The sequence below is a fragment of the Bacillus cereus group sp. BfR-BA-01492 genome (genome assembly GCF_022662815.1).
GTDB lineage: Bacteria > Bacillota > Bacilli > Bacillales > Bacillaceae_G > Bacillus_A > Bacillus_A cereus_BD.
This window is the reverse complement of sequence record NZ_JAKUEH010000016.1, coordinates 40,224-62,423: the sequence shown is the minus strand read 5'-3', so window position 1 is coordinate 62,423 and position 22,200 is coordinate 40,224. Positions and strand designations below refer to the sequence as shown.

The following is a 22,200-nucleotide window of genomic DNA, read 5'->3' as shown; positions in this document are numbered from 1 at the left end:
TTACGCTTTTGCTTTGTATAACAAATAGAGAAAATATGGTACACCAATAATGGAAATGACAATTCCAACTGGTAACTCTACAGGTGTAAAAATTGTTTTGGCAATAAAGTCTGAAACAATGACAAGTAACATGCCAATTGCACCGCATGTAGGAATGACATGCTTATGTTGAATGCCGACTAAACGTTTTGCAATATGCGGTGCCATTAATCCTACAAATCCAATACTTCCTGCAACAGAAACACAAGCGCTTACTAAGCCAATACTACTTAATAGTAAAATTGATTTTTCTCTCTCTACCGAAACTCCTAAACTCGTTATACTTGTTTCTTCTAATTGAAATAGGTCAAGCAAGTACGCTTTTCTTTTCACAATTGGAATTAAGATAATTAGCCACGGCAACATCGCAACAATATATTGCCAGTTTGAATTATATATACTTCCAGAAACCCAAACAGCAGCCATTTCAAAGTCCGTTGCTTTCATTTTTAACGATACATACGTAGAGAAAGCTCCAAATCCTGATCCGATCGCAATTCCTGTTAATAACAGACGCTGTGAATCCAATCTTCCATTTCGCCAAGAAAACATATAGATTAATATAGCTGCTCCTAAGCCGCCAACTAAACCAAATAGTGGCATCATCATAATAGAAACCCAATCTGTACTCTTCATTTGTCCTTGAAAGAAAAACATAAAAATAACGATTGCCGTTCCTGCTCCAGCATTAACTCCTAAAATACCAGGGTCAGCTAATCCATTTCTTGTAATCCCTTGAATCACTGCGCCGGCAATCCCAAGACCTAGTCCTACGAATGCCGCAATTATAATTCGCGGAAGCCGAAAATCAAATATAACTAAGTCATGTTCAGGTACAGGATTAATCCGAAATATTGTTCGGAATACATCTATAATGGAAATATCAAAAGTTCCATTCGTTACACTCATATAAATGGCACTCAAAATAAAAAATATCGTAATCCCCATTGTCATGACATAACGCTTATTTAATCCTCTAAGCATGTTTCTCTCCTCCTCTTGTATGAATTAAATAAAGGAAGAAAGGAATTCCAATTAGAGAGGTAACAACTCCGATTGGTGTTTCAAATGGGTAATTTACAAATCTACTTACTACATCGCATAAAGCGAGAAAAACACCACCAATGACTCCTGCGCAAGGAATAATCCATTTATAATCCACTCCGATTAAAAAACGGGTCATATGTGGAATAATTAATCCTACAAATCCGATTTTTCCAACCAGTGCAACAGCTGTCCCTGTCAATAATACAACTGCTATAATTGCCGTTATTTTTACAAGGCTTATACGTTGTCCTAAATTAATAGAAACTTCTTCTCCTAATGAAAGAATCGTAATAGATTTTGAAATGATGAGCGCTAACATAATCCCAACTATCCCGAAAGGAATTGCTAATTTGATTACATTTGGATCTACTTGATGCAACTTCGCGTTATACCACATACTAATATTTTGGGAAATTTGAAAATATGATGCAATTGCAGCCGAAGCACTACTTAAAAAGGTGCCTATAACAGTTCCGATAATCGCTAATCGAACTGGTGATAAACCATTTCGCAATAATGAACCAAAGCCGAAAACCATTCCTGCTCCCAGCGCCGAACCAAGCATAGAACATAAAATCATTTGAACAGAAGACATTGCTGGTAAAAACACCATACAAATGGTAATGACAAATGCAGAACCATCTGTTACACCCATAATAGAAGGGGATGCAAGATAGTTCCTTGTCATCCCCTGCATAAGTGCTCCTGATATGGCTAAAAATGCTCCTACTAAAAGAGCTGCAACTACTCTTGGCAAACGAGAAGTAATAATAATATTATGATTTACATTGCTTGAATCGAAATGAAATAATGCATTCCAAGTTGTTTCAAAATCAATATTTTTCGCCCCATAAAAAATAGAAAGCATCATTGTAAATAAAATCAATATGGGTGCGAAACATAAAATTATCATTGGTACTGAATTTATTTTCCGCATATCATTCAACGCACCTTACTTATTGAATTATTTAGATAAATTTTTGACAGCTTCTTTTAAAAATGTTGTTTTACTCCAAGCAGTACCACCTTGTGCCATTGGATCAACAGCATTTATAAATACCTTTTTATCTTTTACAGCATTGATGCTTTGCCAAATTGGATTACTTTGTAAGTCTTCTAATACTTGTGGTTTATCTTTATTCTCGCTCTTTTCAAATTGTAAGAAGATATAATCCGGATTGCTCTGAGCTAATTTTTCTAAAGAGATTGCTTCTTGTGCTTTTACAGACTTAATTTCTTCTGGAACAGTTAATCCTAAATCTTTATAAATAACAGGATTGAAGTATACACTTTCTGGATAAAGATATAAGTTACCAGCTCTTAGTCTAATAACAAGAATCTTTTTATCTTTTAATGTATCCCCAATTTGTTCTTTCGCTTTTGCGGCATCAGCTTTGTAATCTTTAATAATTTTTTCCGCTTTATCTTTTTTACCAGATAACTCTCCCATTAATTTCAAGTTTTCTTCCCAATTTGTTGAAATATGTGACACTGGGAATGTTGGAGCGATCTTTGTAAACTTCTCAGCTGTTTCCGGCGGGAATTTTGAACTAGACGTAATTACATCTGGTTTTAGTTGAAGTAACGTTTCGAAATTCGGTTGCATTTTCTCCCCAACAGACTTCGCACCTTCTAAATCTTTTTCTAAATACTCAGGTAATTTTCCACCTACTGTTATTGCACCTACTGGCTTAATACCAAGAACAGCTGCATCTTCCATTGACTCTAAGCTAGATGTTACGATATTTGTCACTTTCGCAGGCACCGTATATTCTTTCCCTAAATATGTAATTTTTCGTTTTTCATCTTTTTTTGTTTCTGTTGCTTTCGATGTTTGCTTCTGTTCCCCTGAACTTTTGTCTGCACTGTTACAGGCAGCAAGACCAATACTTAATACTGTCACCATTCCTAGTGTAAATAATTTCTTGTTCATTTGAATACTTCTCCTCCCAAATATTAAATATCACAAAAAATTGATATACTTTGCATTCTATATCTTTTTTCTAATCACACATCCCCTACCATACAATAAACTGCATGTATCCCACTTCCTCTATTCCGTAATCTTTTATTCTAATTGATAATGATAATGATTATCGTTATTAAGTATATATTCAATACAAAAATATTTCAAGAATGATTTGAAATATTTTAATAAAACACACAAAAAGAAACCTATTTATCTTTCTTTTCAGACAAATAGGTTTCTTTTTATTCTTTATGTAAAAACTTCACACATACTGGACTAGGTACAATTACATTCGATTGTACAAGTGTTAATTGTCCAGTATTCTTATTGCGAGAAAATAAAATAAGATTGTTAGAGCTTTCATTCGCAACAATAACAAAATGTTCTGTAGGATCAAGTGTAAAATCTCGTGGCCAATTCCCTTCCGTTGATATAGCCTCTAAAAATGTCAATTTTCCAGAATATTGATTGACTCGAAAAATTGCAATACTATTATGCCCACGGTTTGCTGCATATACAAATGCCCCATCAGAAGAAATTTGAATCGCACTTCCGTAGTTACTTCCGCCATACGCTTCAGGCAAAGCTGAAATAGATTGGATTTGTTGAAATTTTCCACTTTGTTTATCATATGTCAATACGATGACTTCTGAACTCAGTTCAGTTAATACATATGCATAGTTGCCATTTGGATGAAACACAAGATGCCTTGGACCACTTCCTGGATGAACCGATAAGCTCTGTACCTCTGTTAACCTTCCCTCTTTTTCTTTATAAGTAATGAACTGATCAATGCCTAAATCAACTGCTACGACATATGCTTCGTTAGGGGCAAATCCAGCATAATGAACATGTGGTTTTTCTTGCCTCTCCTTATTTGGACCAGAACCACTATGATAAATAATCGATGCTTCTTCTACTATTCCATTTTCTCGATTCACCACATAAGATTGGAGTGTCCCTTTATGGTAATTTGCAGCTATCACTCTATTACCCTTTGAATTTATACTTACATGACACGGCGATGGTCCTTCAACCATTTGTCTATTTAATTCGGTCAGTTGTTTTGTGTTCGTGTCAATCAAAAAACTCACCACTCCGCCTAATTCATTGTTCTTTGCAACAGAATATAAATATTGATTATCATGACGAATCGCAAAATAAGTCGGATCTTCTATATGTACTACCACTTCTACATCTCTTATTTCCTTTGATTTTACATCTAAAATAAACCGATAAATCCCTTCGCTCTCTCCCTTTGTATACGTACCAATAAATCCAATTAACTCGTCTTGATTCATGGTCCCTATCCCCTTTGTATATGGTAAAAAATCCAGATAGCAAATTTTATCCCGCATTAACGGGCAGTAAGACTCCCACCTCAAGATGCAGAGAGAAGCAAGGAAGATAGGTGGGAGTAGGGCTGCCCGTAACAGCCCGATTGGTGAGGGCTCATAATCAGTGGGGGATGAAGAAAACCCCCACTGATTAAAGTTTCACTTTATTTTACTACCTGGATTCCTTTCTTACGCTCGTTCTTCAAACAATCGTGCTATTTCTATAATGACATGAGTAGCTTTTTCCATATTATCTACAGAAACGTACTCAAATTTCCCGTGGTAATTTTCTCCCCCTGTAAAAATATTTGGAGTCGGTAATCCCATATATGATAATTGAGAACCGTCTGTTCCCCCGCGAATCGGCTGAATATTTGGCTCAATATTTAAATTTTTCATCGCATCATAAGCAATATCCACAATCTCTTTTACTGGTTCGATCTTCTCAAGCATATTATAATATTGATCTTTCATCTCAAGAATAATATTTTCTTCGCCATATTTTTCTTGCATTTTTTCTGCAATTTGCTTGATTTTATTTTTTCGAGCTTCAAAATTAACACGATCAAAATCGCGAATAATGTAATATGCTTTACTTTGCTCTACATCTCCATTTAAAGAAAGAAGATGATAAAATCCTTCATACCCCTCTGTATACTCAGGTGCTTCTTCGGCCGGTAACTGACTGTGGAATTCCATCGCTATCTTACTAGCGTTTAACATTTTATTTTTCGCTGTACCTGGATGCGTATTATTCCCTTTAAAGGTGAGCTTAGCACTTGCAGCATTGAAACTCTCATATTCTAATCCTCCAAGTGGGCCTCCATCCATTGTATAAGCAAAAGATGCTCCAAACGCTTTCACATCAAAATGAGAAGGTCCGCGTCCAATCTCTTCATCCGGTGTAAATGCCACTCTAATCTTTCCGTGCTTAATTTGTGGATTATGTATCAAATAATTCATCGCAGTCATAATTTCTGTTAAACCAGCTTTATCATCCGCACCAAGAAGTGTCGTTCCATCAGTTGTAATAAGGGTATGTCCTTTATAAGACGGCAACTCTGGAAACTGCTCTGGTGTTAACACAACATTTAATTCTTCGTTTAATGTAATAGCTTTCCCATCAAAATTTTCATGAATTTGCGGCTTTACATTCTTCCCTGTAAAATCAGTTGCTGTATCTAAATGAGCTAAAAATCCAATTACAGGAACATCTTTATCTGTATTGGCAGGAAGTGTTGCCATGACATATCCATTTTCATCCATCGTTACTTCAGTCAAACCAATTTGTTTTAGTTCTTCAACTAATTGGTTTCCAAACTCAATTTGCCCTGGTGTTGATGGTACTGTATGACTTTCTTCATTCGATTGTGTATCAATTTTTACATATCGTGTAAATCTTTCTATTAATTCTTGTCTCATCTATCGTCACTCCTTTTTCTTCATCTCCTTTTATTATAATCCTTAAAACTAAATTTTTTAACTTTTTTGACTGTATTTATCTCATTTTTCCACACATATGCAACTTTTATTTTAAAAAGTAGAAGAATCCACTTTCTAAAATAAAAGTGGATTCTTCGCTACTGCTGATTCATGCAAACCATTCCATCATATGTCCTTCTACTCTTCAACTAGAAAAGTATAAACATCATTATAAATACAGCCATTCACTCGAACAATGTATTGGCCAGGCTTTTCAAATTGGATGGTATATTTATTTAACATAACTGCTTCAACATCACCTGAAAGAATATCAATACTTCTCCCACTCAGTATATACTTCTCATTTTGCTTCAAAGAGACTGTAATTGCGTTAAAGTTTTCATCCCCCAGCTCCGGTATTTTTGCAGCACTCACATTCGGTTCTAAAAAAAGCAACCCACTTAACCCAATTATTCCTGTTAACGCCACCCCAGCAAATTTTTTCATTTTTTTCATTTTTATGACCTCCTTATCATTTTTATATAAGGGATAGATGCCCTTACAGCACAAAGACTATACAGAATCAGTTCCAATGTAAACGTCTATTAAATGACAGATTTCTACATTATTTTTTATATTTGTATATAAATCCACCGTTTGGAATTTTGTCAAATTTGAAAGTTTTTTCTCCCGAAAAAATAAATAACAATTATTCATATACCGCATAATTAATTATTAATTTAACATTCTAACAATAGTTGATAAAATGTAATTACCTCTTCAAACTTATCAGTTGGACGTGCAATTCTAAATTGAACCCAATTCTTCATTATCTCTTCCCCTTCATGCAAATTTTATAGCGCTTCTATCCATCCCTATACAAATATGCTACTACATAGATGAAATCCTCCATTCTTATGATGAAACGATCGTACAAAAGAGTGTGAACAATTCACTCCCTTTGAAAAACACTTCTCATTTATTCTTTCTATACGTAATAGCATAATAATACCTGGATATGAACGGGGGATTAGAATGAATCAGAACAAATATAATTATGACTGGGACCGGTCTTCTAAAACAATCCCACTCTCCCTTATCGTAATCAAAAATGAATTGCAGAAAAAAAGTCAAATGAAAGCATCTTTCCTTCCTTTATCAAAGTTAACTCAAGAGGAAAAATGGATGATTCATTATATTCAAGAGCAAACAAAACATTTAAATAAAAACAATGTAACGAGAACACGGGCTTATTATCAATTTTATGTAAAGTACCCTGAAATACAATGGGCTTTACTTGGACATATGGTCTCGCGTAATGGTGGCTGGAATATGACAGATTTAAAGGGGGATTTATATACAAGGCTATTATCAGAAAAGGATCAATTTGTCTTTTTCTCTTTCTTAGAGCGAGGAAATTGGTTCATCTTCCAAGATGTATATCCACAATTTTTATTGTACGAACAAAGCTTGAAACGGTCGAAAGCTCTCTTTTATCTCCTGCCTTATTTAAATGTTTCAACGTTTATGGAAACAATGTGGAACCATTTTTGGAAAACAGGTAACCGCTATACATTAGCCATAGCAACCATTATTAATGAACAAAGTTACTTAGAAAAACGAGTCATACAAAATGCTCATTTTAAAAAGATTGTCCTAAATAGCATTGCATTTAAGCTTTTTGATTTCTTCCGTTTTAATCATATCCTTTTCCCATACTATGAAGATGATACTCACAACAAGACATTGCTTCTTGGTGACACGATGAAACATTTTACCTCTTTACATGAGAGAATTATGCTCGGTAAACGGCTATATACATTGCTATTTCATAATAAACAACGCTTAGCCAAAATTAGAACTTGGGCACACAATCATCCACATACAGGATCTCGAAAAGATTACTGGCCACATTTATTTTCTAATGTAAATGAATCTTTTTATCGGGAACTATATCGACGGCGCATAAAAAAATGCCAATTACGAAAAGGGGCACATCGTGTCTATAGTCCCGAATTACTCTATGCTTGGCAAAACGTTACACATACAGAAGCTAAAAAAGGCGATTGGTTTACAGATTGGAGAATTGTGAACTACTTAATAGATAAAGGAGAACCTAACAATGAAAAAATTATGGATGACTATTGTAAAACACTTGAAAAAATTGAATTGGCTATTATGGCAAAGAACAATATCTTTCTTAGAGAAGAGGAAGAATCAGAAGCATAATCATCTAGCACTTATCACTACAGTCATCCTCTCTTGTTTCATTGGAACGTATTTAGATTTTTTCTTCGTACAAAAACAAATGTATCATTTTCCGATAAGACCTTTCCCGACCCTCTTTACAATGAATATCGCTTTTACATGTTTTCTCTTACCAATCTTTACTGTCATCTTCCTATATATATCCACCAATCTATCAACTCTTTCAAGAAATCTCTTCATTATGTTTATTGGTATTTGTGCCAGTCTCTCTGAACGAATAGCTGAACATTTGGGATTATTTACTCATAGTGAAAACTGGCATCATTCGTATTCTCTTTTTGGATATATGATGTTCTTTTTTCTCATGTGGAAATGTTATCAATGGCTGTGTGGATAAAGTGAAACTTTAATCAGTGGGGGTTTTCTTCATCCCCCACTGATTATGAGCCCTCACCAATCGGGCTGTTACGGGCAGCCCTACTCCCACCTATCTTCCTTGCTTCTCTCTCAATCTTGAGGTGGGAGTCTTACTGCCCTAAAATAGCGGGATAAACTCACGTCCATTGTATACTTTATTTTAAGATGACTTTCTATATGAATGACATGAAAGGGAAAACAAACATAGTATCGCCTGCAAATAGCAACATACACTTAAAAAGCATGGCAGTGATACGCCATGCTAAAAAATCGCTGTAAACATATTGCTCTTTTTATTATTTTATCTGTAGATTCCCATACTTTTTCGACAACTCGTTCAGTTTATTCACAATGTACTGTTCATCAGCATGTAGAGATTCAGTTGCAATCGATCGCAATATTTTATGATTCCCGATACAAATGCCTTCTTTCGCACGTGAAATCATAGATATCACATTTGCACCGTTACCAAATGCTATAAAACGAAAATCGAACATGATGTTTCACTCTCTTTTTCTCAATCTAACCATCTTTAGGCGCAAGCAGTATTATTTATTCATCATTCCATCTTCCTCTTCTATTACAATGCGTTTCCCGATTCCAAAAGCATAAAAACTAATGACAACAATCGCTAAGAAAATTACTCCTACAATGAGTGAAACTCTTGTATCATCATTGAACCACATTCCAATTAATACCATAATTAAAAAGGCAATTGTGACATAATTTGATACAGGTGCAAATGGCATTTTAAATGGATGATTCTCTATTTCATGCCCTTTTACTTTTCTAAACCGAATTTGACTTATTAAAATAACAAACCATGGAATCATACCAGGAAGTACACTTGCACTATAAACATATACGAATAAGTTTTTTGGTGCAATGTAACTTAATAGAACGCTAATTGCTAATCCAATTAACACACCTATTGTACCGAATAAAGGAACACCATTACGAGAAATCTTTGCAAAATATTTTGGTGCTTGTCCGTTCCTTCCTAACGTATAAAGCATTCGGCCTGCACTGTAAATTCCGCTATTACAACCAGACATTGCAGCTGTAATAACAACAAAGTTAATCAATCCAGCAGCTGCTGTAATTCCAACTTTGGCAAACGTTGCAACAAATGGGCTTCCAATTGTATTTAATTGGTCCCAAGGATAAACCGTTACAATAACGAAAATAGCACCAATATAAAAGATTAAAATGCGCCAAATGGTACTTTGAATTGCTTTTGTTAATGTTTTCTGTGGATTTTTTGCTTCTCCAGCAGTAATCCCTATTAATTCAACACCTTGATAGGCACCAACAACAAGCGATAAAGCAAAGAAAAATCCTGACAGACCACCTGTAAAGAAGCCACCATGTTCCCAAAGATTCGATAATCCAATGGCACTCCCACCGTTACCAAGCCCAAAGAAAATAAGCCCAAATCCTGCAACAATCATTAATACAATCGTTACAATTTTAATCATCGCAAACCAAAATTCAAATTCACCAAATGATTTCACTGAAATTAAGTTTGCAGATCCAAGAATGACCATTGCGACCACACCTGGTATCCACGCTGGAAGATTGGGAAACCAATACTGCATATATGCTCCAACTGCTATAATTTCTGACATTCCGACAATAACCCATTGAAACCAGTTACTCCATGCTGTCATATAACCAGCTAACGGATGGATATACTTATGACCAAATGTCGCAAACGAACCTGTTCCAGGCTCTACATATAACATTTCTCCCATCGCACGCATAATAAAAAATATAAAAATTCCGGCAATTCCGTAAGCAAGCATGACTGATGGTCCCGTCCATTGAATCGTGCTGGCTGATCCCATAAATAGACCAACGCCAATCGTACCTCCTAAAGCAATCATCTGAATATGACGAGCTTCCAATCCTCTTTTCAGTTCTGTATTTGCCACTTTCTTTCCTCCTCACCTATCATTTATAAGCAAAATATGGTATAACAACAAATAAAGCAAGCGTCATTTTCTCTCTTTTTCAAAAAACGACTCAATAATTTAAATAATCAGAAATTTAATCTCCTACCTTCTTTTTTCTAAAATACTTATTTTATAATAAATTATTTATCTGAAAAATACAATTATTTTTAGTTAGGAATCCGTATATCAAGAAACTAGAAAGTGTCATTAGAAATTCGGAACCTTTAAACTTTGTATTTATGTTGGCTATCCAAAATAAAGAGCAGTATTGAAAGTAGTTAATTATATATGTAAATGTGGGGATGAATTTGAAAAATTTAACCTTTGTATATTTCCAACCAGTACTAGCCTCAATTGTAGTTTTACTAGTTTGTTTATTCTTATTTTTACTTTTCAAAAAAGATTTCGAAAAAAGCACAAAGATTTCTTGCATCATTTTTTCTATTATCGCTCTATACTTCAGTGGACTTTTAACTATTATTGAGGGAACGATTATAGATGAATTTAATCTTAAAGGTAGCCCCATTTCTTTCTATTTATCGCTCTCATGCATCATAATTTCTATTATGACATTCGTCTTAGCAATCATAAAATCAAAAAACAAGACATAACTTTGTCTTGTTTTAAGAAATTCTATTTTTCTCTTTGGTAAGCAACGATCATCTAAATCTCTTTCATTTGAACTTAGTAGGCTTAAAGAATTATGGAGTAATTTGGATTCTATTAATTCTGGAAGTTCAACATAAATAACTTCTATATGTGTCACTATCTACTTCACCCTTACTTTTTAGGTAACATAAAATTTTGAAAAAAATCACGTGACATTTGTGTTCTCTCTCAATGTTATAATAATATTACATTTGATTTTTTAATTTCACTAAATATCAAACCATTCTTCTCACAAGATACCAATGATAGGAGTTTAATTTTATATTACGACGAATTGTATTATTAAGTGCGACACCTACAAAACAAAAAAACTCACCTCACTTCGTGTAAAGTAGAAGTTACCACACCACTTACTTACACGGAGGACGAGTATGAGCTATTCCCATTTTACCACGTTTGAACGTGGACAACTAGAAGCACTTCATAAATTAGGTCATTCAACGAGAGAAATTGGTGCCATTCTGAAGCGGCATCACTCCTCTATTGCACGAGAATTAAAAAGAAACGTACAAGAAGATGGTACGTACCGCAGTGAAAAAGCACAAGAAACATATGTCGAACGAAGAAGTTCTTGTAAGCCAATTGGAAAATGGTCTGTAGAACTCGCGAAAAAAATTCAAGAGAAATTAGAGCTTACTTGGTCACCTGAACAAATTCAGCATGGCTGTCTACAGGGAATTCTCTCTTTCAAAACGATCTATAACTGGTTGTACCAAGGAACATTATTCACAAAGGATCTTTCTTTATTGAGACAGAAAGGAAAACGCAAAAAACCAAAGGAAACACGTGGACGTTTCAATATAGGAACGTCTATTCAAAAGCGACCCTCCGAAGTAAAAAAGAGAGAAATATTTGGACATTGGGAATTAGATACGATTGTTTCAAGTCGTGGGAAAAGCAAAGGATGTTTCGCGACATTTGTAGAACGTAAAACACGATATTATCAAGCCATTGTAATCCCGGACCGAACAGCGGAATCAATGGAATTCGCTATAAAACAGATAGCTACCATGTATCCATCCACTGCATTTCAAACAGCCACGGTTGATAGAGGAAAAGAATTTTCGTGTTATCAGAGAGTGGAAAAAGACTTAGAAATAGCAGTGTTCTTTGCCGACGCCTACTCTTCGTGGCAACGCGGAAGTAACGAAAACGCAAACGGACTACTACGAGAGTTTTATCCAAAAAGAACGGATTTAAGCTCTGTTTCACAAGAATTATTAAATCATGCATTACTTCTTATTAATCAAAGACCAAGAAAATGTTTAGGGTGGAAAACTGCCCACGAAGCGTTTCAAGAGGAACTGTCGCACTTAGATTGACAAACTGTCATTTTCAAAAAAAAAAAAAAACGAAACCCTGATCAATAATTACTCCAATCCCATTACAACCAGTTAAGTAACAATTAGATTCCATAAGTAGGTGAAACCGACTTATGGGCAGCCCTTTTCTTACGATTAGTCAAGTAGTTTTTTAAGAAATGATTCGGTGTATTAAATTTGAAATTGGAGGCAGGGGTACCCCTGCCTCCAATTTCAAATTTTCACATGACAAATAGACCTAACGATTTTCTTTTTTCGCAAGGTATATTGTGTGTAATAAGATGAAAAGTCACTTTCAATAACTTATTCACACATGCGATGGATGCCACTTTATGACATTTGTTATAAGGTTGCATTTTTAATTTATCGTAGTAATCTACGAAATGATTGTTTTCAAATCGGCGTTAGCAAATCATATTTTGTATTGTAAAATACAGTATTTTGCGTAAATGACGATTGCCGCACTTATTGATTTTGTCCCTATAAAATAACGTGCCCGATTGGAAACGCCTTATATCAATGCCTGCGTAAGCATTCAATTGCTTATGATTATCAAAGCGGTTGATATCACCTATTTCTCCGATTAAACGAACAGCTGGATAGGAATCCTGTGCGGCTTTTATTAACTGAATTTCTTTTTTCTCCACTGTTTTAAGAGCTAATTTTTTGTAGAAGTCCTCACATTACCTTATCGATTCCCTTTTCTTATACACAATCTCAAGGTCAAGGATCCAATATACTGAAACTGTTTCTTATAAGGGCAGTTTTTTTGTACGAACTCGAGGTTCTGAAGCTGCCCCGACCTATTCTTCACTTCTACTAATCTTAGTATGTTTTTTATTTCTAAAGAGGTGTTAATCGTCCTTATGTATAACCTAATTTAATTCATATAATTTCGAATGGATAACTTCTACATCTATATTGAATTTTTCTAGAACAACTTTCCTCTTATTTTTACAACCTAACCCTTATCATCAAAACATACAGAATCACATACCCAAAATATAATAGCTGCAATAAAAATATGAACATATGTATTTATTTGCTTAAAAAAAGATAGCTCTAAATTAAAATCAGAAATGTTTATAATGAAAAAAGCAAAAAATGAGCCTAAAATATAGAGGAATAAAGATAAAACATTAAATTTTTTAAAAAGCCCCCTTATATGAATGAATAACTGAAACGGCATCGCGAAAATACAATACGCACATGAAAATGCTAGAGTATATACAATTAACAATTCGAATTTTGCTTCTGATATAGAATTTGAAGATATTAACATTTCTACTAGTGACATAAAAAATCCTGATAAAAGAATAACTTTCAATCCTTTAAAAAACAAATAATCCCCTCCAATCTATGTATAATAAAAAGGAGCCTATTATATTAATCTGTACCCTTTGTAAAGGACATTTTGAAAAAAAGTTATGCAACATGTAGTTTTTAATTTCATTCTCTAATTGCACAAAAGACTCACAAGACTTTATATGTGCTTCATCTTGATCATTGATTGTGAAGAGAAATAATTATAGTATCCGGAACGTGAAATGCCAGCTATTTTACACAAATGACTTACCATATTTTTTATATTATATTTTTCGATGACAAAACGAATCAATCGATACTTTTAACTAGATGGTAACGTTAGTTTCCTTTCATCCTTCCTTCCATAAGTTTTATTTTTTTAACAATTCATTCTCAGCTTTTAGTAAGTTCCGTTCTGCTTCTAAACGTGCATACTTTTCTTCTAACGTAAGCTCTCTCTTAGGAGATCTTCCCGTGTTTTCTTTACGTGTATCACGTAGACCAAATACACCATTTTCTTTATAAGTGGCACGCCATCTACTTCCTGATGACATAACACGTTTTATGCCAATCACCTCTATGTCAAAACCACATTCTTCAAAAATGTCTCGAGGTAACTTTCCTTTTTCATTTTCTTCAATAAAAATACGTGTAAACTCATCTGTATAAGTGATCCCTTTTACACTCACAGATTTTACGTATGGATTCTTTGATAGGGTTTGAACTTCTTTTTCTGTAAATAGCTTTTTCATCATTTTAAAATTTCTCCGATCCCAATTTTTTCTTTTATTATACAAGAAATACCCTATAGAATGGACTTTTTTTAAGTGTCTATTCTATAGGGTACAGTTTAAACTACATCTTATTTTTTATAAATTCACATTAAGTTTCTATAATTTAACATTTTATGATACGATATTGCTTTTTATCTTAGCAAAAGCAATTTTTACTCCAACACAATCTCCCTACATCACCCGCTTAAACATTTTCTCCAGTTCATAGGTCGAATGATGCACAATAATCGGTCTACCGTGCGGGCATGTGTAAGGGTTGCTTGTTGTGCGTAGTTCTTCTAAAAGTGCGAAGATTTGATCGTTCGTTAAATATTGATTTGCTTTAATGGATGCTTTACAGCTCATCATAATGGCTGCTTCTTCACGCAGTTTTTTTATGTCTACTTTTTTCAGTTTCACAACTTGTTGCATCATTTCATCAATGATTTCCGTTTCTTGCCCTTTTGGAAACCATATTGGGTGCGAGCGAACGATAAAAGATTGATGGCCGAATTGCTCTAGGAATAATCCTACCTTTTTCAATTCTTCTAGTTGTTCTTCAACACGTAAAAATTCGTTTAATGATAAATCAATACGATATGGGACAAGTAATTCTTGAACTTCTTGCGTTACTCGTCCTACTTTATCACGGAAATATTCATAGTTAATTCGTTCTTGTGCCGCATGTTGGTCAATCATATATAACCCTTTATCATTTTGAGCAAAGATGTACGTTCCATGCATCTGTCCAATTGGATAAAGAGGCGGTAAATCATTCCCGTTCATTTCAATTTCTTCGATATTCTGCACGTCGTCCAATTCTTCTAATTCAAATTCTTCTTCATGATGGTCCCATTCTTTTTCGTTATGAGCCGTCTTTTCTTCGATAAGCGGTTTCGAAGTTGATTGCCAACTTTCTTCTTCTCTTACAAGGGATTGTGGCGGTTGCCATTCTTGTTTTGGCTGTTGCCATAATTGCGGCGCTACTGTTTGTTTTTCTGCGCTTTCCTCTTTTTGCTTTTCATCCATTCCAGTCGGTAAGACGATATTAGGCATCGGTGATTCTTTTTGTTTTGTATGTTCAAAATGAAATTGTTCTTGAACACTCTCATCTTTTGTTTTTTTCTTCGTTGTTACTCCGGCATCTGGAATAAGCTGAACTTTTTTAAAGGCATCTTGCAATGTTTGTTCAATTAATTGCAGAAGTTCTTGTTCTTTACTAAAACGCACTTCCAATTTTGCCGGATGAACGTTAACATCCACTAACATTGGATCCATCTCAATGGACAAGAAACCAATCGGATAGCGACCGACTGGAAGCAATGTATGATATCCTTGCTGGATCGCCTTCATTAATACATAGTTTCGCACGTAACGGCCATTGACAATTGTTGACATGTAATTGCGAGAAGCTCTCGTTACTTCTGGCAAAGTTACATATCCGCGAATGGTAAAATCTAATGACTCCGCTTCAATTGGAATCAATTTTTTCGCAACTTGAATACTGTAAATCGCTGCTAGTACTTGTCTCACATCACCATTCCCAGATGTGTGAAGTAATTTTTTCGCATTATGGAATAATTTCAACGACACTTCTGGATGAGACATGGCAATGCGGTACACAATATCTGTAATATTTCCGAGCTCTGTATGAATGGTTTTCATATATTTAAGGCGTGCTGGTGTGTTAAAAAACAAGTTTTGAACCGTAATATCCGTTCCTTTACGGCTCGCCGTTTTCTCCTGTTTTATAATCTCTCCACCTTTAATAATAAGATGTGTACCCGGTGCGTCTCCTGTACTTGTAACTAACTCTAATTCACTGACAGATGCGATACTCGGTAATGCCTCTCCTCGGAAACCGAGCGTTCTTATACGAAACAAATCATTTTCATCTTTTATTTTACTTGTCGCATGGCGTTCAAATGCGACAATGCAATCTTCTTCAGCAATGCCGTCTCCATTATCAATAATGCGAATTTTTGATAACCCAGCTTCTTCCAAGTGGATTTCAATAGATGTACTATTCGCATCGATGGAATTTTCCACAAGTTCTTTCACGACAGAAGCAGGACGTTCTACTACTTCCCCAGCTGCAATTAAGTTGGAGAGTTGCTCATCGAGTTTGCGAATTTTCCCCATCTACTTACTCATCCTTTCTTTAATTTCCTCTGTAAGCGATACAGTTCATTTAATGCTTCTAAAGGCGTCATATCAAGTAAATCAATTTTTTTAATTTGTGCTAACACAGCTGTTTCCTTAGCATCAAGTACAGGTTTTTCTTTTCGTTCTTCAGTTTCAAAGAATGAAAGCTGCGATTCTTCTGCGATTTCTTCGCTCTCTTGTTGCATCTCTACTTCTTCTTTTATAACTGGTTGTTCTTCTATTACCGGTTGTTGCATACGTTCCGGCTGTTCTTTTACTTCCGCGCGTTTTGGAATTGTAATTTCTTCTTGTCCTTCTAGCTGAGCTAACACTTCTTTTGCGCGAGCGATTAAGCTATCTGGAAGTTCTGCAAGTTGCGCAACATGAATCCCGTAACTTTTATCCGCTGCACCTTCTTGAATTTTATGCAAGAAGACAACTTTTCCGTCTTCTTCAATAGCGGAAACATGTACATTTTTTAAATGGGGCAAACTTTCTTCTAACACTGTTAATTCATGATAGTGCGTAGAGAATAATGTTTTTGCACCAATTTGATCATGAATATGTTCAATGATTGCTTGTGCAAGCGCCATACCATCATATGTGGAAGTACCGCGGCCAATTTCATCAAATAAAATTAAACTTCTTTCCGATGCATTTGCAATCGCATTTTTTGCTTCTAGCATTTCAACCATAAATGTACTTTGACCGGAAATTAAATCATCCGCTGCACCAATTCTTGTAAAGATTTGATCAAAGACTGGTAATACAGCTTCTGTTGCCGGTACAAAACAACCAATTTGCGCCATAATCGTAACAAGCGCCAATTGACGCATATACGTACTTTTCCCTGACATGTTTGGACCTGTAATTAAAAAGACATCCATATTTTCTGGCATCATACAATCATTTGGAACATAGAGCTTGCCATTTAATACTTTTTCAACAACAGGATGACGCCCATCTTTTATAAAGATTTCACGTTTATTTGTTAATACAGGTTTTACAAATTGTTCTTCTTCACTCACTGTCGCAAAACTTTGTAATACATCCAATTCACTAATTACTTTTGCTAGATGCTGTAATTTTGGAATAAATACTTTCACTTCTTCGCGAAGTGCAGTAAATAGATCATATTCTAACTGAACAATCTTTTCTTCAGCTTCTAAAATTAATGTTTCTTTTTCTTTTAATTCATCTGTAATAAAACGTTCTGCATTCGCCAATGTTTGCTTTCGCTCATAACGCCCTTCTGGAAGTAAAGAAAGATTTGCTTTTGTAACTTCAATATAGTAACCAAAAATACGGTTGTACCCAATTTTCAGCGATTTAATTCCTGTTATTTCACGTTCGCGTTTTTCAAGCTCTGCAATCCACGTCTTACCGTTTTTACTGATATAACGGTATTCATCAAGCTTCTCATTATAACCATCCTTAATGATATCTCCATCTTTCACAGAAAGAGGTGGATTTTCTTGAATACTTCTATCTAGTAGTTTTGTTAGGGCTTCGCAAGGATCTGCCCCTTCAATTAACTTAGTAGCGTAAGAGTTGTCCAATAAGCTAATCGCTTCTAAAATAGCTGGTACTTGTTGTAAGGAACGTTTTAATTGAAGTAAATCCCGTGCGTTTACACTACCGTAAGCAACTTTACCTGCTAAACGCTCTAAATCATATACTTCTTTTAATTTTCCCTTTAAATCTTCACGTAAGAAATAGTCATTTACAAATGTTTCAACCATTTCTAAACGCTCTTCAATTTTTTCTTTTTGAATAAGCGGACGCTCCATCCACTGTTTCAACATACGACCGCCCATAGCTGTTTTTGTTTTATCCAACAGCCATAGTAAAGAACCTGTCTTCTCTTTTGTTCGCAATGTTTCTGTTAACTCTAAATTACGCTTGGAATGTACATCAATTTTCATAAACTGATTTGTATAATAAATCTCTACCGGCTGCAAATGATCTAATGATCGTTTTTGTGTTCGAAGTACATAGTTGAATAACCGTCCGACTGCTGTCACTAACTTTGTTTGCGTTACTTTTTTTACAAGAGGTTCTAATCCTTCTGGAATTTTCGTTTCCTCTTCATATGAAACTGTCATTTTTAACGTGTCGGTCAACTTATTTAATTCATCTTGTGAAAATGTTGAATCTACAACAATTTCTTTTGAACCCGTTGCATACACTTCTAATAAAACATCTTCTACAGAACCTGTTAATAAAGTTACTGTATTTTGTCCAGTTGTTAAATCATTACAAGCTAATGCATATGAGCCATCCTCAAAACGCGTCAATGCCGCTAAAAAGTTATTTTCTTTTTCGTCAATTGTACGCCCTTCCATCATCGTCCCTGGCGTAATTAATTGGACAACTTCGCGTCGAACGACCCCTTTTGCTGTTTTTGGATCTTCTACCTGCTCGCAAATCGCAACTTTGTATCCTTTTTCAATGAGCTGCTCAATATAGTTTTGCGCTGCATGGTACGGGACACCACACATTGGAATCCGCTCACTGCCGCCGCCATCACGACTTGTCAAAGTAATTTCTAGTTCATGAGCTGCTTTAACCGCATCTTCAAAGAACATTTCATAAAAATCACCTAATCTAAAAAATAAAAAGGCATCTTTATAGTCTGCCTTGACCTTTAAATATTGCTGTATCATTGGGGTATACTGCGCCATTTGTTTCCTCCATACTTTATTAAAAATGTGCTATATCTCCATATGCCGCACTTCACGGACAATGTTATCTCCTCTTTTAGGAGTCTTTCTTCATTATAGCATATTTTAATGAGGAATCATGTCCCTATAGCTTACATACATAAAAAGCTAGGAAGAACGTTCTCCCTAGCTTTCCATTATTCTTCCTCTGCGTCAACAATAAAATTTGGATCTAATTCTTCAAATTCGTCATCGCTAATCTCAAATTCACTATCATCTTCTTGACATCCATTTGGATTTATACTCACACAAACTTTAGTCTCTCCGACTACTTCTGTAACAAATTCACGTTCTACCGTTACAACAATTTTGTTACCATTTGGCGAAATGATTGCTTCTAAACAATTTGGATGTTGAATGACACGAGCAATAATTTCGGAATCTTCCCCAGAAAAGTTTTTATCTCGATACCCAACATTTACTTCATCTGTGTAATTGATTCGTTCTGTTACCACTTCTGTTTTCGTATTTTCAGCAAATGAGTACCATGTATTCACATCATAATACCCTTCAATTTCTACGATTTTCCCATTTTTTCTCGCTTCATATGTGTGATTTATTACCCAACATCCGAGAATACTTGTCGGTTCATGATTCGATTCACATGTATGAGTCGATTTTGTATACTTACGTCCTTTTCCAACTACCGCCTTTGTAATGATCTCTCTGAATTCGGACATTCGGAACCCTCCTCAATCGCTATTCATTTAATCATATGCGGGACAATCGCGGAATGTGTCATTCTTTTTTTGAATCTGCTACTATAACTTGTGCTAGTCTTATTCGTTACCTTTTCACTACCTTCATTCCCTCCAACTTTCTGCAAATAAAAAGAGATGCCACTCGGACATCTCTTTTAACAACCGCAATTTCCTTTTTTACTTTCTATTTCTGCACCAGTTTCACCTTTCAGTACATCACCGCCAGTTGAAATTAAAATTTCATCTGTTACTTTATTAGAAATTGTGCTCGCTACAAGCTGTAGTAAATCATTTACATATGTTTGTGAAGATTTGAATTCCTGTACAACAGGGATACCATCTAGCCGATCTTGAAGAGCATCAATCTCTGCTTCTACTTTTTTCAAAGCTTCCCATTTTCCATAATGTTGCAAGTTTACAGCTTGTTTTTGCAATGCTTTGATTTCATCAATTGTGCGTTTTACATTTTCATTTTTATGAATTTGCGCTTCTGCACGCTTGAAGAAATCTACTTCTTCTGTTTCAGAAATCATTTTTGCTAACTCTTTTGCTTGCTCAACAATTTCATCTTTTGTATAGACTTTCATTATTTCACCTCAATCGGCTCCTCAACTAATTCCCCGTTTAGAGACCAAGTTTTCGTTTCAGTAATTTTTACTTTTACAAGCTGACCGATTACAGATTTTGGTGCAACGAAGTTTACAAGTTTATTCGTACGCGTGTAGCCTGCAAGTACGTCTGGATTATTTTTACTTTCTCCATCAACTAATACTTCAACAATTTGTCCCTCATATTTCTTATTTTTCTTCGCAGAAAATTCATTTACGAGTTCATTTAAACGCTGTAGACGTTCTTTTTTCACTTCCATTGGTACATTGTCTTTCATTTTCGCAGCTGGCGTACCTTCACGTGGAGAGTAAATAAATGTGAACGCACTATCAAATTCTACTTCACGATATAAAGATAGTGTTTCTTCAAATTGTTCGTCTGTTTCATTTGGGAAGCCAACGATAATATCCGTTGTTAATACTACATTAGGAATTGTCTTTTTAATTTTACGAACAAGTTCTAAGTACTGTTCACGTGTATATTTACGCGCCATAATCTTCAACATATCCGTGCTACCAGATTGTACTGGTAAGTGAATATGCTCTACTAAGTTACCACCTTTTCCAAGCACTTCGATTAAGTGATCGTCAAAGTCACGTGGATGACTTGTTGTAAAACGAATACGTGCAATATCAATCTTACGAAGTTCATCCATTAAATCGCCAAGACCATATTCTAAATCATCAAAGTCTTTTCCGTATGCATTTACGTTTTGGCCAAGCAATGTAATTTCTTTATAGCCATTTGCTGCTAAATGGCGAACTTCTTTAATAATATCCTCTGGGCGACGGCTTCGCTCTTTCCCGCGTGTATACGGTACGATACAATATGTACAGAATTTGTCACATCCATACATAATGTTGACCCAAGCTTTAATATCACCGCGACGTACTTTTGGAAGATTTTCGATTACGTCTCCTTCTTTAGACCAAACTTCAACAACTGTCGCTTTAGAGAACATTGCATCTTTCAAAATATACGGTAATCGATGAATATTATGTGTACCAAATACCATATCTACATGTTGATGCTTTTGCATAATTTTGTTTACAACAGATTCTTCTTGCGACATACAACCACATACACCAATTAACAGATCTGGATTCTTTTGTTTCAATGGTTTTAAGTGACCTAGTTCTCCGAACACCTTATTCTCAGCGTTCTCACGAATCGCACAAGTATTTAATAAAATAACATCTGCATCTTCTGTTGTAAATGTCGGTTCATATCCAAGCGTTGTAAAAATACCAGCCATTACTTCTGTATCATGCTCGTTCATTTGACATCCATACGTACGGATATAAAACTTTCTTCCTTTCCCAAAATTACGAAACTCTTCTGGAAGACCAAAATCACGCTCGATTTTCACTTGTTCTTTTCCACGTTTTTTCGCATCTTTTAATGAAGGTGGCTGATAAACATGTTCAAAGTACTTACTATAATCTTTTTCTTCCTTTTTCGTAGAAGCATTTGCTTGTTGATTTGCTAATCGTTGTTGCTCGTTCATGGGTAATCTCCTTTCAACCTAAAAAAACTCTACACACTTTGTAGTCTATTCT

Annotated in this window: 19 protein-coding genes and 2 pseudogenes; 3 read left to right on the top strand and 18 right to left on the bottom strand. The window is 35.0% G+C overall.

All coding sequences use genetic code 11. From position 1 onward, the window contains the following. The 7 genes from MR063_RS17470 to MR063_RS17440 form a co-directional block, all read right to left on the bottom strand. Complete coding sequence (locus tag MR063_RS17470; RefSeq protein ID WP_396021448.1) at positions 1–993, bottom strand: FecCD family ABC transporter permease; 993 nt, start codon at positions 991–993, stop codon at positions 1–3. 22 nt (positions 994–1,015) lie between these two features. Further along, complete coding sequence (locus MR063_RS17465; protein WP_242200325.1) at positions 1,016–2,023, bottom strand: FecCD family ABC transporter permease; 1,008 nt, start codon at positions 2,021–2,023, stop codon at positions 1,016–1,018. 27 nt (positions 2,024–2,050) lie between these two features. Then, positions 2,051–3,019: an iron-hydroxamate ABC transporter substrate-binding protein gene (locus MR063_RS17460; RefSeq protein WP_242200324.1), complete on the bottom strand. Its 969-nt coding sequence runs from the start codon at positions 3,017–3,019 to the stop codon at positions 2,051–2,053. 278 nt (positions 3,020–3,297) lie between these two features. Further along, on the bottom strand, positions 3,298–4,356 hold the full coding sequence (locus tag MR063_RS17455; protein WP_242200322.1) for a lactonase family protein: 1,059 nt from the start codon (positions 4,354–4,356) through the stop codon (positions 3,298–3,300). A 225-nt stretch (positions 4,357–4,581) separates the two neighbouring features. Next, on the bottom strand, positions 4,582–5,814 hold the full coding sequence (gene pepT, locus MR063_RS17450) for a peptidase T (protein ID WP_242200320.1): 1,233 nt from the start codon (positions 5,812–5,814) through the stop codon (positions 4,582–4,584). 198 nt (positions 5,815–6,012) lie between these two features. Continuing rightward, the gene (locus MR063_RS17445; RefSeq protein ID WP_242200319.1) at positions 6,013–6,330 is read right to left on the bottom strand and encodes a hypothetical protein; all 318 of its coding nucleotides are present in this window, start codon (positions 6,328–6,330) and stop codon (positions 6,013–6,015) included. A 224-nt stretch (positions 6,331–6,554) separates the two neighbouring features. Then, the gene (locus MR063_RS17440) at positions 6,555–6,644 is read right to left on the bottom strand and encodes a hypothetical protein (RefSeq protein ID WP_472927040.1); all 90 of its coding nucleotides are present in this window, start codon (positions 6,642–6,644) and stop codon (positions 6,555–6,557) included. Between the two features lie 205 nt (positions 6,645–6,849). Here MR063_RS17440 and MR063_RS17435 point away from each other — a divergent pair, with 205 nt between their 5' ends. Both MR063_RS17435 and MR063_RS17430 read left to right on the top strand, forming a co-directional pair. Further along, the gene (locus MR063_RS17435) at positions 6,850–8,043 is read left to right on the top strand and encodes a DUF2515 domain-containing protein (protein WP_242200318.1); all 1,194 of its coding nucleotides are present in this window, start codon (positions 6,850–6,852) and stop codon (positions 8,041–8,043) included. Beyond that, positions 7,937–8,419 (top strand): CBO0543 family protein, encoded by a 483-nt coding sequence (locus MR063_RS17430; RefSeq protein ID WP_242200317.1) that lies wholly within the window; start codon positions 7,937–7,939, stop codon positions 8,417–8,419. Before MR063_RS17435 ends, MR063_RS17430 begins: the two co-directional genes overlap by 107 nt. Positions 8,420–8,735: 316 nt before the next feature. On the opposite strand, the gene MR063_RS17425 is transcribed toward MR063_RS17430, so the two are convergent. From MR063_RS17425 to MR063_RS17415, 3 genes are all read right to left on the bottom strand, one after another. Beyond that, complete coding sequence (locus tag MR063_RS17425; RefSeq protein WP_242200316.1) at positions 8,736–8,936, bottom strand: HAD family hydrolase; 201 nt, start codon at positions 8,934–8,936, stop codon at positions 8,736–8,738. A 51-nt stretch (positions 8,937–8,987) separates the two neighbouring features. Further along, positions 8,988–10,373, bottom strand: coding sequence for an amino acid permease (locus MR063_RS17420; protein ID WP_242200315.1), 1,386 nt, complete (start codon positions 10,371–10,373; stop codon positions 8,988–8,990). Between the two features lie 553 nt (positions 10,374–10,926). Further along, positions 10,927–11,160 carry a hypothetical protein gene (locus MR063_RS17415; RefSeq protein ID WP_242200312.1) on the bottom strand — a complete coding sequence of 78 codons (234 nt, stop codon included), beginning with the start codon at positions 11,158–11,160 and terminating at the stop codon, positions 10,927–10,929. 274 nt (positions 11,161–11,434) lie between these two features. Here MR063_RS17415 and MR063_RS17410 point away from each other — a divergent pair, with 274 nt between their 5' ends. Further along, positions 11,435–12,385 carry an IS30 family transposase gene (locus MR063_RS17410; RefSeq protein WP_242200311.1) on the top strand — a complete coding sequence of 317 codons (951 nt, stop codon included), beginning with the start codon at positions 11,435–11,437 and terminating at the stop codon, positions 12,383–12,385. Between the two features lie 221 nt (positions 12,386–12,606). Here MR063_RS17410 and MR063_RS17405 read toward each other — a convergent pair. The 8 genes and pseudogenes from MR063_RS17405 to miaB form a co-directional block, all read right to left on the bottom strand. Further along, a pseudogene (locus MR063_RS17405) lies at positions 12,607–12,981 on the bottom strand (transposase); the annotation flags it as partial. 365 nt (positions 12,982–13,346) lie between these two features. Further along, complete coding sequence (locus tag MR063_RS22225; protein ID WP_396021856.1) at positions 13,347–13,712, bottom strand: UPF0715 family protein; 366 nt, start codon at positions 13,710–13,712, stop codon at positions 13,347–13,349. A 165-nt stretch (positions 13,713–13,877) separates the two neighbouring features. Then, positions 13,878–14,445 (bottom strand): annotated as a pseudogene (locus tag MR063_RS17400) (HTH domain-containing protein); the annotation flags it as partial. A 210-nt stretch (positions 14,446–14,655) separates the two neighbouring features. Further along, positions 14,656–16,605, bottom strand: a complete 1,950-nt coding sequence (mutL, locus tag MR063_RS17395; protein WP_242200310.1) for a DNA mismatch repair endonuclease MutL — start codon at positions 16,603–16,605, stop codon at positions 14,656–14,658. An 8-nt stretch (positions 16,606–16,613) separates the two neighbouring features. Then, on the bottom strand, positions 16,614–19,292 hold the full coding sequence (mutS, locus tag MR063_RS17390) for a DNA mismatch repair protein MutS (protein ID WP_242200309.1): 2,679 nt from the start codon (positions 19,290–19,292) through the stop codon (positions 16,614–16,616). Positions 19,293–19,468: 176 nt separating this feature from the next. Then, positions 19,469–20,011: an outer spore coat protein CotE gene (gene cotE / locus MR063_RS17385; RefSeq protein ID WP_012094857.1), complete on the bottom strand. Its 543-nt coding sequence runs from the start codon at positions 20,009–20,011 to the stop codon at positions 19,469–19,471. Between the two features lie 176 nt (positions 20,012–20,187). Next, on the bottom strand, positions 20,188–20,619 hold the full coding sequence (locus MR063_RS17380) for a YlbF/YmcA family competence regulator (RefSeq protein ID WP_242144586.1): 432 nt from the start codon (positions 20,617–20,619) through the stop codon (positions 20,188–20,190). Continuing rightward, positions 20,619–22,148 carry a tRNA (N6-isopentenyl adenosine(37)-C2)-methylthiotransferase MiaB gene (miaB, locus tag MR063_RS17375; protein ID WP_242200308.1) on the bottom strand — a complete coding sequence of 510 codons (1,530 nt, stop codon included), beginning with the start codon at positions 22,146–22,148 and terminating at the stop codon, positions 20,619–20,621. Before miaB ends, MR063_RS17380 begins: the two co-directional genes overlap by 1 nt. Between the last annotated feature and the right edge of the window lie 52 nt (positions 22,149–22,200).